Source organism: Bacillus inaquosorum (assembly GCF_023238325.1).
GTDB lineage: Bacteria > Bacillota > Bacilli > Bacillales > Bacillaceae > Bacillus > Bacillus inaquosorum.
Genome location: NZ_CP096592.1, coordinates 2,264,089 through 2,275,699 on the forward strand (window position 1 = coordinate 2,264,089; position 11,611 = coordinate 2,275,699).

At 43.8% G+C, this 11,611-nt stretch carries 14 protein-coding genes; 2 read left to right on the plus strand and 12 right to left on the minus strand.

The genetic code is table 11. The annotated features are described in order from the left end of the window. Positions 1-4: 4 nt before the first annotated feature. The 4 genes from M1M80_RS11105 to ilvA form a co-directional block, all read right to left on the minus strand. Positions 5-772 carry an SGNH/GDSL hydrolase family protein gene (locus tag M1M80_RS11105; RefSeq protein WP_060398860.1) on the minus strand — a complete coding sequence of 256 codons (768 nt, stop codon included), beginning with the start codon at positions 770-772 and terminating at the stop codon, positions 5-7. A gap of 77 nt (positions 773-849) precedes the next feature. Beyond that, positions 850-1,431 carry a cytochrome c oxidase assembly accessory protein ScuA gene (gene scuA / locus M1M80_RS11110; RefSeq protein ID WP_060398861.1) on the minus strand — a complete coding sequence of 194 codons (582 nt, stop codon included), beginning with the start codon at positions 1,429-1,431 and terminating at the stop codon, positions 850-852. Between the two features lie 149 nt (positions 1,432-1,580). After that, positions 1,581-1,832, minus strand: a complete 252-nt coding sequence (locus M1M80_RS11115; RefSeq protein WP_003218212.1) for a YpmP family protein — start codon at positions 1,830-1,832, stop codon at positions 1,581-1,583. An 85-nt stretch (positions 1,833-1,917) separates the two neighbouring features. Further along, positions 1,918-3,186, minus strand: coding sequence for a threonine ammonia-lyase IlvA (gene ilvA / locus M1M80_RS11120; protein ID WP_003241521.1), 1,269 nt, complete (start codon positions 3,184-3,186; stop codon positions 1,918-1,920). Positions 3,187-3,433: 247 nt separating this feature from the next. Here ilvA and M1M80_RS11125 point away from each other — a divergent pair, with 247 nt between their 5' ends. Then, the gene (locus M1M80_RS11125) at positions 3,434-4,429 is read left to right on the plus strand and encodes a sigma 54-interacting transcriptional regulator (protein ID WP_060398862.1); all 996 of its coding nucleotides are present in this window, start codon (positions 3,434-3,436) and stop codon (positions 4,427-4,429) included. Positions 4,430-4,449: 20 nt separating this feature from the next. Next, positions 4,450-5,091 (plus strand): PAQR family membrane homeostasis protein TrhA, encoded by a 642-nt coding sequence (gene trhA, locus M1M80_RS11130; RefSeq protein WP_060398863.1) that lies wholly within the window; start codon positions 4,450-4,452, stop codon positions 5,089-5,091. A 32-nt stretch (positions 5,092-5,123) separates the two neighbouring features. Here the strand turns inward: trhA and M1M80_RS11135 are convergent, their stop codons facing one another. From M1M80_RS11135 to ilvD, 8 genes are all read right to left on the minus strand, one after another. After that, positions 5,124-5,744 (minus strand): lysophospholipid acyltransferase family protein, encoded by a 621-nt coding sequence (locus M1M80_RS11135; protein ID WP_060398864.1) that lies wholly within the window; start codon positions 5,742-5,744, stop codon positions 5,124-5,126. Beyond that, on the minus strand, positions 5,745-6,251 hold the full coding sequence (dfrA, locus tag M1M80_RS11140) for a dihydrofolate reductase DfrA (RefSeq protein ID WP_004397873.1): 507 nt from the start codon (positions 6,249-6,251) through the stop codon (positions 5,745-5,747). Then, positions 6,248-7,042, minus strand: coding sequence for a thymidylate synthase (locus tag M1M80_RS11145; RefSeq protein WP_060398865.1), 795 nt, complete (start codon positions 7,040-7,042; stop codon positions 6,248-6,250). The genes dfrA and M1M80_RS11145 overlap by 4 nt, the downstream gene beginning before the upstream one ends. Before the next feature lie 83 nt (positions 7,043-7,125). Beyond that, a complete protein-coding gene (locus tag M1M80_RS11150; protein ID WP_019258702.1) occupies positions 7,126-7,659 on the minus strand; it encodes a phosphatidylglycerophosphatase A family protein in 534 nt (177 codons plus the stop codon). A 17-nt stretch (positions 7,660-7,676) separates the two neighbouring features. Next, a complete protein-coding gene (locus tag M1M80_RS11155) occupies positions 7,677-8,291 on the minus strand; it encodes a YpjP family protein (protein WP_060398866.1) in 615 nt (204 codons plus the stop codon). Positions 8,292-8,550: 259 nt separating this feature from the next. Continuing rightward, the gene (locus tag M1M80_RS11160) at positions 8,551-9,336 is read right to left on the minus strand and encodes a class I SAM-dependent methyltransferase (RefSeq protein WP_060398867.1); all 786 of its coding nucleotides are present in this window, start codon (positions 9,334-9,336) and stop codon (positions 8,551-8,553) included. Between the two features lie 41 nt (positions 9,337-9,377). After that, complete coding sequence (brxA, locus tag M1M80_RS11165; RefSeq protein WP_004397896.1) at positions 9,378-9,812, minus strand: bacilliredoxin BrxA; 435 nt, start codon at positions 9,810-9,812, stop codon at positions 9,378-9,380. 106 nt (positions 9,813-9,918) lie between these two features. Then, on the minus strand, positions 9,919-11,595 hold the full coding sequence (gene ilvD / locus M1M80_RS11170; RefSeq protein WP_019258705.1) for a dihydroxy-acid dehydratase: 1,677 nt from the start codon (positions 11,593-11,595) through the stop codon (positions 9,919-9,921). Between the last annotated feature and the right edge of the window lie 16 nt (positions 11,596-11,611).

An 11,611-nucleotide genomic window follows, 5' to 3' on the forward strand; every position in this document is an offset into this window, starting at 1 on the left:
CACCCTACTCTTTCGGTAATCCTTCTTTTTTAATGGCTTGATAGACCCGCTTCGCGATAAGGGAATAGCCCGTACCATTAGGATGAAAATCATCTTCCTCAGAAATTCGGTTGCTGTCACTTTTTTGATTGAACAAGTCTTCAATTTGAATGATTTTTGCATGTTTATCTTTTTTCAGCTCTTTTTCAGCAATATGGTTCCAATCAGTGACGACTCCGTTTATTTCATTTAATTCAGATAACGTGAACGTAAACGGATTATACATGCTGACATAAATCAGCTCAGCGTGATCATTCAGCTCCCGGATTTCAGAAATGATTTTTTCAAAACGCTTTTCATACGGCTTTTCCGCTTCCTGAAATGGTTCAACGGTTAATTGCAGAAAGTTTTGGCGAAGGACTTTCATCAAATCATTACCGCCAATGGTAAAAAAGACATAATCTGCGTCCTTTATGCCTTTTTGAACCTTTTTATCTTTTAGTTTCTCTAACAAATCATCCGAACGGTTCCCTTTCACGGCATAATTCTTTACGTCTACCGTTTTGACTTGTTTATCTGACCGGATAGAATCCGCCACCTTGCCGACGTATCCCTTTCCGTCAGGATCTCCGACACCTTCTGTCAGCGAATCTCCGACAGCCGCAATGACAATGTGCTCTTTCGTTTTCGTTTCATGGGTTTTTTGTTTTCCCTCAGATGCTGTACGTATGCTCGTACAAGCAGTAAGAAGCAAAATCAAACTGGCCATGAGTGAAAAAATGCGCAGCTTCAATCTTGTTGCTCCTTCCCATTCTACTAGTGGAAAGTGTATCATGTTTTAGAAGATTTGCAAATGCCCAGTCTCCTAGCTTACTTGAGTGTACTGGCTGTCTTCACATCCGCGATGATATCATCGTACGGTGTATTTTCCACTCCATTGTAATCTTTCAGCACCTTACCGTTGGGGCCTACCAAATAAAAAGAAGATTGATGAATGACTTGGTCCTCTCCCTCCGGTTTCTTCACAATTGCTTTAAAGCTCTTAAGCGTGAACGCTTCAATGTCACTCTGGCTGTATCCCGTGAGGAAATCCCAGTTATCAAAAGATAATGGATAATTTGCGGCAAATTTCTTCAGCTGTTTTGGCTTATCGTTTTCTGGGTCAACACTAAAGGATACGATGCGGACATCTATATTCTCAGCCTTCAGTTTTTTTTGCAGCTCGGTCATATGAGCGGTCATTGGCGGGCATATAGTTTCACAATTGGTAAAAATAAAATCCGCCAGCCATACTTCTCCTTTTAAACTCTCTAAAGAAACGTTCTTGCCGTCTTGGTTTTGAAATGTAAAAGGCTCCACCTCGTAATTGAGCGGATCTTTAATCTGTTGTCCTCCGCAGGCACACAAAAACAGAAAAAACAGCCCTGCCGTTAAACCCTTGATAACCTTCATGACTTTCACCCTTTCCAGCCAGCATAAAAACGCTTTCCAAAACAGTCCTTACCTGCTGCGTCCCATGTTTGTATTCGATACCGGTCAAAAAAAATCCTGCATGCCTCCCATACAAATACAAAGGGGGACACACAGGTATAAACACCATATCACGCGTTGTGCTTTAACACCTCTTGATGAAAAACAGCCTGATAATCTGCCCATTTCATCCGGCGCTTCATATAATGTCGGAAAGAATACACTTTTGCCCTGCTGTTTGATGAAAACACTTCTTTTAAGTAGAACTGCAAATGGTGATGTAACATAAAGAAATAGTGCTCATCTTCCTTTAAAACAGGTATTTCTGTCACTTTCACCTGAATCCCGTCACTGCGTTTGAACTCTAGGCTTTTGAGTAACAAGCTATCAATCCTCTTTTTTTGTTTTCTTCTATTATATACAATGCCAGCCAGGCTGTCTGTCATTTTGCGCGGTTGTGTGAAAAAATTAGATCAGCAAATGAAATAAGTCCTCATCCTTATTCACCTCTACATAATGAAACGCTTTTCTATTCATCCGTTCAATCAGCGGTCCATAGTCTGCCTTGTTCTGCAGCTCGATGCCGACAAGAGCAGGTCCGTTGCTTTTATTATTTTTCTTCGTATATTCAAACCTTGTAATGTCATCATTAGGCCCGAGGACTTCGTCAAGAAACTCGCGGAGCGCCCCCGCTCTTTGCGGAAAATTGACGATAAAATAATGCTGAAGTCCCTCAAAAATCAAGGACCGCTCCTTCATTTCCTGCATTCTTCCGATATCGTTATTGCCCCCGCTGACCACACACACTACATTTTTGCCTTTAATTTCATCCTTGTACAAATCAAGCGCGGCAACAGAAAGAGCTCCAGCCGGTTCAGCAACAATCGCACATTCGTTATATAATTCAAGAATGGATGTACATACTTTCCCTTCAGGCACAAGGAGGATGTCATCCACGACCGCTTCCAGCGTCTGGAACGTTTCCTCCCCAATTTTTTTAACAGCGGCTCCATCTACAAATTTATCAATTTTATCAAGTGTGATGACATGCCCGGCTTTGTTTGATTCAAAATAGGATCCCGCACCCGCCGGCTCAACAGCAATTACCTTTGTATCAGGGGACACATTTTTCAAATATGTACCTACCCCTGAGAGAAGGCCGCCGCCTCCGACACTTGCAAACAGAAAATGCGGTTCTGTATCAATGTCGTTTAAAATCTCGACTGCCAGCGTTCCCTGGCCCGCCATCACATCCGGATCATCGAACGGATGGATAAACGTCCGGGATTCCGCCTCACAGCACTCAACAGCGCTTTTATACGCATCGTCAAACGTATCACCTGTCAAAATAATATCGATAAATCCTTTTCCGAACAGTTCAACTTGAGACACTTTTTGTCTCGGTGTTGTAGACGGCATAAAAATTTTCCCGTGAATGCCGAGATGTTTACATGAGAACGCCACACCTTGAGCATGGTTTCCGGCACTTGCACACACAACTCCGTTCTCAGTCTGCTCGCTGGAAAGCTGTTTCATTTTATGATAAGCCCCTCTGAGCTTAAAAGATCTGACAACTTGCAAATCTTCACGTTTCAAATAGATATTGCATTCATATCTCTCAGAAAGTCTGTCATTCCTTTGCAAAGGTGTGTGAATCACAACATCCTTCACGTTTTGATGAGCCTTTAAAATGTCTTTCACTTGGATGAGAGAGTTTTCTTTAAGCAACGGTTTCATGTACAGATTCCTTTCTTGTTTTAAATCCCTATTTAATATGCCATTATAACACGAATATTCAAAAAATAAGACAATTATTTTTATTTAATAATTAAAAAAATACAGACTATATTCACCACATCCTGTTGTAACATCTGCGTCATCAGTATCCTGCTGACCCAAGAAAAAAGATGATCGTAAATAATAGGTGTTTTCAGCCAAAAGACATGATATAATAAAACCAATTAGAACCAAAAGGAGCCAATTGATGAATACCGCACCAACACTCAACACATTTCATAACCTAATCGGAGAACATCAAACATTTTTGGAAGCGAAGCGAATCGCTAAGCAGTTCTCATTATCGGAGCTTCCCGTCCTGATCACAGGAAAAATCGGAACAGGGAAAGATCATTTCGCACAAGCCATACACCAGAGATCTTCGAGAAACAACGAACCTTTTATTAGCGTCAATTGCAGCGCCCACTCGGAAGAAAGCCTTATGCATGAGCTTTTTGGTCCTAACGGAAACTCAGGAGCGTTTCAAAAAACGGCACGAGGAACCCTTTTTATTGATGAAGTATGGCGTATGCCTGCTTCTGTACAAGCTCAGCTGCTAAAAGCGCTTGATTCAGACACGGAAAAACCGCGAATGATCTGTGCTTCCGCAGACGGATGCGCGGAACATACATTCAGACAAGACTTATTCTACAGACTGAATATTTTAACGCTCACACTTCCCGAATTGTCTGAACGAAAAAGCGATATACCGCTTTTGACACAGTATTTTCTCTCAAATTCAGGTCAGCAATTGTTAATTGATCCCTCAGTCTTTCCGATGCTTGAGCAGCACACATTTGAAGGCAATGTCAGAGAATTAAAAAACGCCGCAGATTATATGGCAGCAGTGTCAAGCGGAGGAACAATTCATTCATATGACGTCCCGCCATACATTAGGGGCGCAATAGACGGAAAAGCGTCGAAGAAAAAAGCGAAGCTGCTGACTTTAATGGAAAAAGCGGAGTTTTTGTTTATTTTGGAAACAATAAAAGCGTTAAACGAAAAAGGAGAGCCAGCCAGCAGACGGATCATTTCCGAACACAGCAAAAACACCCAAACGTCGTTAACTCCTCAGCAGGTCAGAAGCCGACTCGACTATTTGGAGAAAAAAGATTATGTCACAAAAAGCCGCGGACGCGCCGGCACTAAAATTACGTTAGAGGGCTTGAGCTTTTTAGAAACGCTGAAAAATCAAATGATCTAGCGATCGAAAGGAGAATGCACTTGTTTACAATCAAAGAAGAGATCGCCAATGCAATTACACATGGCATCGGTGTACTCTTATCCATACCCGCACTAGTGTTTCTGATCATATTTGCAGCTAATTACGGCTCCGCATGGGATATTGTCAGCTTTACGATATTCGGTGTCTCTATGCTGCTGCTTTATCTAAGCTCCACACTGCTTCACAGCATCACACATAAAAAAACGAAGGATATTTTGGAGATTATTGACCATAGCGCCATTTACGTTCTGATCGCCGGAACCTATACGCCTTTTTTGCTGGGCCCGCTGAAAGGCACGCTCGGCTTCACCCTGCTGGTTATCGTATGGTCACTCGCCCTAGGCGGAATCGTTTTTAAAATTTTCTTCGTGAAACGCTTTATCCTATTGTCAACCTTAGTGTATTTGATCATGGGGTGGCTGATGATTATCGCGGTTAAACCTTTATATGCTTCGCTGAGCGGAGCGGGATTCAGCCTTCTTTTTCTCGGCGGCATTTTATACTCTGTCGGAACCATCTTTTACATTTGGAAAAAGATCCCCTTCCATCACGCCATTTGGCACAGCTTTGTATTAGGCGGAAGCGCTGCGATGTTCTTCTGCGTGCTGCTTTATTGTGTGAAGGTGCCGTTCATGTCGTAACAGAAAAGCGCAGTCTTAAAGACTGCGCTTTTTTATGCACGTAATTGCTTTTCATTTGCAGGTATATAAGCTTTTGAAAATGACAATTCAATGTCTGCCGGTTTTAAACGTTTAAAAATCGATCCCTTTTGCAGTTCATCTGTCCCTTTCGTTTCCACCATCACCAACGGAAGATGATAGCGGGCCGCAAGTTCAACAGGATCTATAGAACCATCTAATGAAAGAATCAGGCTTTGTCCTTTTTCAAGCTGTTTCGTCACATCTTCATATACCTTTTCTGAACTGCCGTCTGCAATCACATCCATCCGATTAAGCCATTGCCCGATAAAAGGCAAGCGAAATACTTTTGGATTAGCGATAAAGCCGGCCGGTTCCTCAATATATCCAGCAATTAAGGCCAGTTCAGCTAAACGCAAACGGGGATGCACATACAAAACAGGACCGCGCGGTATTGGTTCAAGCTGATGGATCGTCACAACTGAACCGGTGATGCCGATGCAGCCTTCCATAAACGCCTTTGGCTGTTCATAGACAAGAGTCATCTGTTTTTTGTATGACAGACGGGGGTCAAGCATCGTTTGATTAAATAATTGTTTCATATTTTTTAACAGCATATACACAATATAAACTACTAGCAAGCTGTAACGAACCAATTAAAATCCTCCCGCTTCAGAAGAATTCTTTTTTTCATACATTAGAAATTCGTAATCGTACGGGTTTTTTTCGTCCTTGATCCCCTGCTCAGAAGAAACCAGCTTCCAATTGGTTTCATCAAATTCAGGGAAGTGACGGTCACCCTCAAACTCGTGATGAATTTTGGTCATATACAGTCTGTCCGCATAAGGGAACAGCGCTGTATAGAGCTGAGCCCCTCCGATCACAAAGCATTCCTCAGAACCTGAACAAATGTCCAGCACATCCTTTAATGAACTGACAACCGTGCATCCCGGAAATTCTGAAGCCGGCGCTGAAGTGACAACAATATTTTTCCGGTTTGGAAGCGGACGTCCAATGGATTCATATGTTTTTCGGCCCATAATGATTGAATGGCCCGATGTTACTTTTTTAAAGTACGCAAGATCATTGGGTAAATGCCACGGCAAATCATTGTCTTTGCCGATAAGCCTGTTGGCATCCATCGCAAAAATGAACGAAATCATACGCTTACCGCTCCTTTGATATGAGGATGCGGATCATAATCCTCGATGATAAAGTCCTCAAATGCAAAGTTGAAAATAGAATCAATCTCCCTGGCGAAACGAAGCTTCGGAAGCGGGCGAATGTCTCTTGTCAGCTGCAAATTGACTTGTTCAATATGGTTTTGATAAATATGGACATCGCCAAATGTATGAATAAACTCTCCCGGTTCAAGCCCAGTCACATGAGCAATCATCATGGTTAGCAGGGCATAAGAAGCAATGTTAAACGGCACACCGAGGAAAACATCGGCAGAGCGCTGATACAGCTGACAGGACAGCTTGCCGTCAGACACGTAGAATTGGAACAGGCAATGGCACGGCGGCAACGCCATTTTATCAATTTCAGCAACATTCCAGGCACTGACGATTAAGCGTCTGGAATTCGGATTTGTCTTAATATCCTCAATAAGACGGGAAATTTGATCAACGGTTTCCCCGTCAGCTCCCCGCCAAGAACGCCATTGTGAACCGTATACAGGCCCGAGTTCACCGTTTTCATCAGCCCACTCATTCCAGATCCGCACTCCATTTTCCTGCAGATAGCGTACATTGGTATCCCCTTTTAAAAACCAAAGCAATTCATGTGCAATTGATTTAAAGTGGAGTTTTTTAGTGGTCAACATCGGAAAGCCTTCCTGTAAATTAAATCTCATTTGATACCCGAAGGTGCTAATTGTTCCGGTCCCTGTCCGGTCTCCTTTTTTTTCGCCATGCTCTAAAACATACCTGCATAAATCCTTATACTGTTTCATTTTTTTCATCCTTTAAAAGTAGTCTTCTAGTAGTGTAACACAATAAAAAATCATTTCTGAACCCAGAAATGATTTTTTTATAGTCAGCTGACGACAGGCTTTTCATCCTGTTCTTTTTCTTCATCTTGCAGATCCTGATGCGTATGGGCAATCCTGCTCGCCGCTGCTGCCGCAAGTGCTGCCACAATATCATCCAAAAAGGTATGGATACCGTCTGGACTTTCATCAAGTTCCTTAATAATTCCAATCTTCTCTTTATCTAGATAACCGAAGTTAGTCAAACCGATCGACCCGTACACATTGACGATTGAAAGCGGGATAATTTCATCTATGCCGTAAAGCGGTTCATCCGTTTCAACAAGGTGCTGCAGCGGTTCAGGAAGCAATTTCTGCTCAGCAAGCTGATCAAGCGCAAGTCCTGTTAATACAGCATGAATAATTTCACGTTTGTTCAGCACTTTTTCTACATTCTCCATACATACACTGAGCGGCAGATTTGGATTATATTTTTCCTGAAGCTTTTGAACAATCTGCGCAATATCTTCTATCATAACGCCCCGTTTGTTCAGCATATCTTTTGTTATATCGACCATTTCATTCATTGTGTACTTTTTCATGTCTAATGGCATCTCCTTTACGCACTCATCCAGTTGGGAGGCGTGTTGCGGTCCCAGTAAATGCTCCCAAGCTCATGATGTGATTGAAATCCATCTTCTGCTGTATGATAGTGAAAATTAAACCAGTAGCCGTCATGAGGCGGGTGGTCTCTTCGCACGTGGAATCTGAGGAGATCCTCTCCAGTCGTCCGATTGTAAACGTTGAAAATTTTTTCTGTTTTGCCCGCTGAAGGCTTGCTGGAGATCACAACATCTTGATACGCCTCATCATCTTGCAATGTTGCTAAAAATTCACTAATCACATTTTCGATTTTCGGCAGGATCTCATTCCGATAGTCATCCTCAATGACAGGAGCGATTTTGCTGCCGAATTTCAAAAAGGACTGATCCTCAACGCTGTCAAGGAGCTGTTCCCTGTACGATTGAAAAAGCAGTTCAGGATCGCGCCTGTCTTCCGACTCATAATCATCGTACAGGTCATGCTCATCATAAAAAGCGGTGTAATCATTCTGCTCAAGACTGCTCGGCTGTCCGGAGGGCTTGTCCGCCATAAGAGCAGCCGGAGGAGATACGAGCCCGAACGTTACGATGGTAAATAAAACCACAAGGGTCTTTCTCATCCACAATTTCATGACTGCTTATTCCTCTCTATTTTATTGTCATGTTTCTCTTATTTTAGCACACCCGAAACATGCAAGTCATGTACTATATGAAACTGATATGGAAATTAGGAGATTCGTTGCTTTGCCGCATGTGTAAAAACGCTTACAATATACTATGAAAGGAGGCTTTCCGCATGATTGACGCTTTGTTTGCCACAGTTTCACTCTTAACATTGTTATACTTTGTCGTCATGGAAGTCACCGATTAACAGAAAGCCCGTGAGAGTAATCACGGGCTTGTTTTACTTGCAGCTTGAATAACGCCATAATGAAACAGTGCTGTTTTTCTTTTCATGACGTGAAAACCAAACTGTTCAAATCGCGGGCTTTTCCAGTGGTCTTTAAGCACTACGCTTTTTCTGGCAACGCGCACCGCTTCTATGATACACCCTTCATGCAAAACTGAATCCTCTGCCAAATCCCGTAAAGGTGCGATGCCGTCAGATGTCTCTACAGGCTCATGAAACATTGGATCGAAATAAATTACATCAACAGAGTCGTCAGGAAGCTGCTTGATATATTCAAAGCAATCCCCATTCTCCACTTGGATTCTTCTCATTGCAGCTTGAAGCTCTTCTATGTCCGTTTCCCATGAATGCAGTCCCGTCCTCACCAAAACGGATACAAGATGGTTTTTTTCGATCCCAATCACAGAGCCCGTTTCGCCTACTGCCATACTTGCGATAATGGCATCCGAACCCAGTCCGAGTGTGCAATCTAAAAACGTATCCCCTTCCGATAAACCAGTTGCCTGAAGCATCGGCTCTTGCTCCCCCCGTAAGAAGCGTTTGGCTCTAAACATCGCTGTATTCGGATGAAAAAAGAATTTGGCACCTTGTTTCGTATAAAGTTCAAACCGCTCTTTGCCGACCACAAGCAAATCACGTTTAGCTGACTTCAGCAGGTTTTCAACGGTTTGTTTATTTCGGCCGCAATATGGCATGCCCAGCTCTTTAGAAAGCTGCTTTGCGGTTTTTATGGTGTGTTCAGTCGGTCTATAGCTTGTTGTTATCATCTTCTATACTCCCAAAAAGAAAATGCCCGGAAAACGGGCATTTAGCAGTGTGCATCGAAGGCAGAGGTCAGATTTTTCATGATCTCTTCCATATCGTGTCCTTCAATTTCATGACGCGGAATAAAATGTACGACTTCTTTGCCTTTCAAAAGAGCCATTGACGGTGAAGAAGGCTCCTGGCCAGTAAAATACTCACGCATTTTTGCAGTAGCTTCTTTATCTTGGCCCGCAAATACAGTCACTGTATTGTCAGGTGTTTTATCGTGCTGGAGGACTGCCTGTGTTGCCGCAGGACGCGCAAGGCCTGCCGCACAGCCGCACACAGAGTTAACCACTACAAGAGTTGTGCCCTCTGCCTTTTCCATAAAGTTTTCTACTTCTTCCGCTGTTGTTAATTCTTCAAAACCTGCTCCAGTCAGCTCGCGGCGCATCGGTACGACAAGCTGGCGCATGTATTCTTCATAAGCCATTGACATAAAAAAAGCCCCCTCTATTATCCTTCATCTGATGTAAAGGATACTATAGAGAGGGCCGGATTTCAAATGTTCACGACTTAAAATAGGAGAAAGTGATTCCCGCTGTCTAGATTTTCATGATACCGCCGGTGTTGGCGCTTGTCACCAGTTTAGAATAACGGGCCAAGTAGCCAGTTTTCACCTTAGGCTCAAAACCTTTCCAGTTCGCTTTCCGTTTTTCCCATTCTTCCTCTGGAACTTGTACATCCAAGATACGTTTTTCAATATCAACGATGATATGGTCTCCGTTTTCAACAAAGGCAAGCGGTCCTCCCTCTGCGGCCTCTGGTGATACGTGGCCGATCGAGAGGCCTCGAGAGGCTCCGGAAAAACGCCCGTCCGTAATCAATGCCACTTTTGGCCCGAGTCCCATTCCAACGATCTGGGAAGTAGGCGCCAGCATTTCCGGCATTCCAGGTCCGCCTTTTGGCCCTTCGTATCGGATGATGACGACGTCGCCTTCTTTTACTTTCCGGTTGATTATGCCGTCAAGCGCCTCATCCTGAGAATCAAATACGACAGCCGGACCTTCGTGTCTCGTAATTCCGTTCTGTACGCCGCCCGTTTTAATGATAGCGCCGTCTGGAGCCAGATTGCCAAATAAAACAGCAAGGCCGCCCTTTTCAGTGAATGGTTTATCCAGCGGATGGATGACGTCATAATCCTTCACTTCATGTCCGGCAATGGTTTCTCCAAGTGTTTTTCCTGTAACAGTCAGCGCATCTAAATGAAGCGCTCCTTCTTTCTTGGAAAGTTCATTCAGCGCCGCTGACACGCCGCCCGCTTCATGAAGATCTTCAATAAACACATCTGATGCAGGAGCCAGCTTGGCCAAATGCGGCACGCGCTCAGCGACTTCGTTAATGCGTTCTAAAGAGTATTCAACGCCGGCTTCGTTTGCTAGAGCAAGCGTATGAAGAACGGTATTTGTTGAACCGCCGAGCGCCATATCGAGTGCAAAGGCGTTATCAATCGCTTTTACTGTGACGATATCACGCGGTTTGATATCCTTGCGAATTGTTTCCATTAATTGCGCAGCCGATTTTCTGACAAACTCTTTTCGTTCCGGTGATGTCGCGAGAATGGTTCCATTACCCGGCAAAGCTAGTCCAAGTGCTTCGGACAGACAGTTCATTGAGTTTGCTGTAAACATTCCAGAGCAAGACCCGCACGTTGGGCATCCAAACTGCTCTAGTTCTTGAAGCTCGTTTTCATTGATTTTTCCGGCTTGGTAAGCGCCTACCCCTTCGAATACTGAGGAAAGGGAGATTTTGCGCCCGTCACTTGTTCTTCCTGCCGCCATCGGCCCCCCGCTGACAAAAATCGTTGGAATATTGATGCGCATTGCCGCCATAAGCATTCCCGGCGTGATTTTGTCACAGTTCGGAATACAGACCATTCCGTCAAACCAGTGCGCGGATACGACCGTTTCCACAGAGTCGGCAATGATTTCACGGCTCGGCAGCGAATACCTCATACCGATATGCCCCATCGCGATGCCGTCATCTACTCCGATGGTATTAAATTCAAACGGTACGCCCCCGGCTTCTCTGATTGCTTCTTTTACGATTTTCCCAAACTCCTGCAAGTGAACATGACCGGGAACGATATCAATGTATGAATTACAAACCGCAATAAACGGTTTGCCGAAATCCTCTTCCTTTACACCTGCTGCACGAAGCAAACTGCGGTGCGGAGCTCTATCGATTCCTTGTGTGATCATGTTACTGCGTAATTCTGCCATGGTGATCCTCCTAAAT

Excerpts from the sequence above, each read along its gene's own strand:
- scuA (WP_060398861.1), bottom strand. The coding sequence starts at position 1,431 with ATGAAGGTTATCAAGGGTTTAACGGCAGGGCTGTTTTTTCTGTTTTTG.
- ilvA (WP_003241521.1), bottom strand. The coding sequence starts at position 3,186 with ATGAAACCGTTGCTTAAAGAAAACTCTCTCATCCAAGTGAAAGACATT.
- M1M80_RS11125 (WP_060398862.1), top strand. The coding sequence starts at position 3,434 with ATGAATACCGCACCAACACTCAACACATTTCATAACCTAATCGGAGAA.
- dfrA (WP_004397873.1), bottom strand. The coding sequence starts at position 6,251 with ATGATTTCGTTCATTTTTGCGATGGATGCCAACAGGCTTATCGGCAAA.
- M1M80_RS11145 (WP_060398865.1), bottom strand. The coding sequence starts at position 7,042 with ATGAAACAGTATAAGGATTTATGCAGGTATGTTTTAGAGCATGGCGAA.
- M1M80_RS11150 (WP_019258702.1), bottom strand. The coding sequence starts at position 7,659 with ATGAAAAAGTACACAATGAATGAAATGGTCGATATAACAAAAGATATG.
- M1M80_RS11155 (WP_060398866.1), bottom strand. The coding sequence starts at position 8,291 with ATGAAATTGTGGATGAGAAAGACCCTTGTGGTTTTATTTACCATCGTA.
- M1M80_RS11160 (WP_060398867.1), bottom strand. The coding sequence starts at position 9,336 with ATGATAACAACAAGCTATAGACCGACTGAACACACCATAAAAACCGCA.
- brxA (WP_004397896.1), bottom strand. The coding sequence starts at position 9,812 with ATGTCAATGGCTTATGAAGAATACATGCGCCAGCTTGTCGTACCGATG.
- ilvD (WP_019258705.1), bottom strand. The coding sequence starts at position 11,595 with ATGGCAGAATTACGCAGTAACATGATCACACAAGGAATCGATAGAGCT.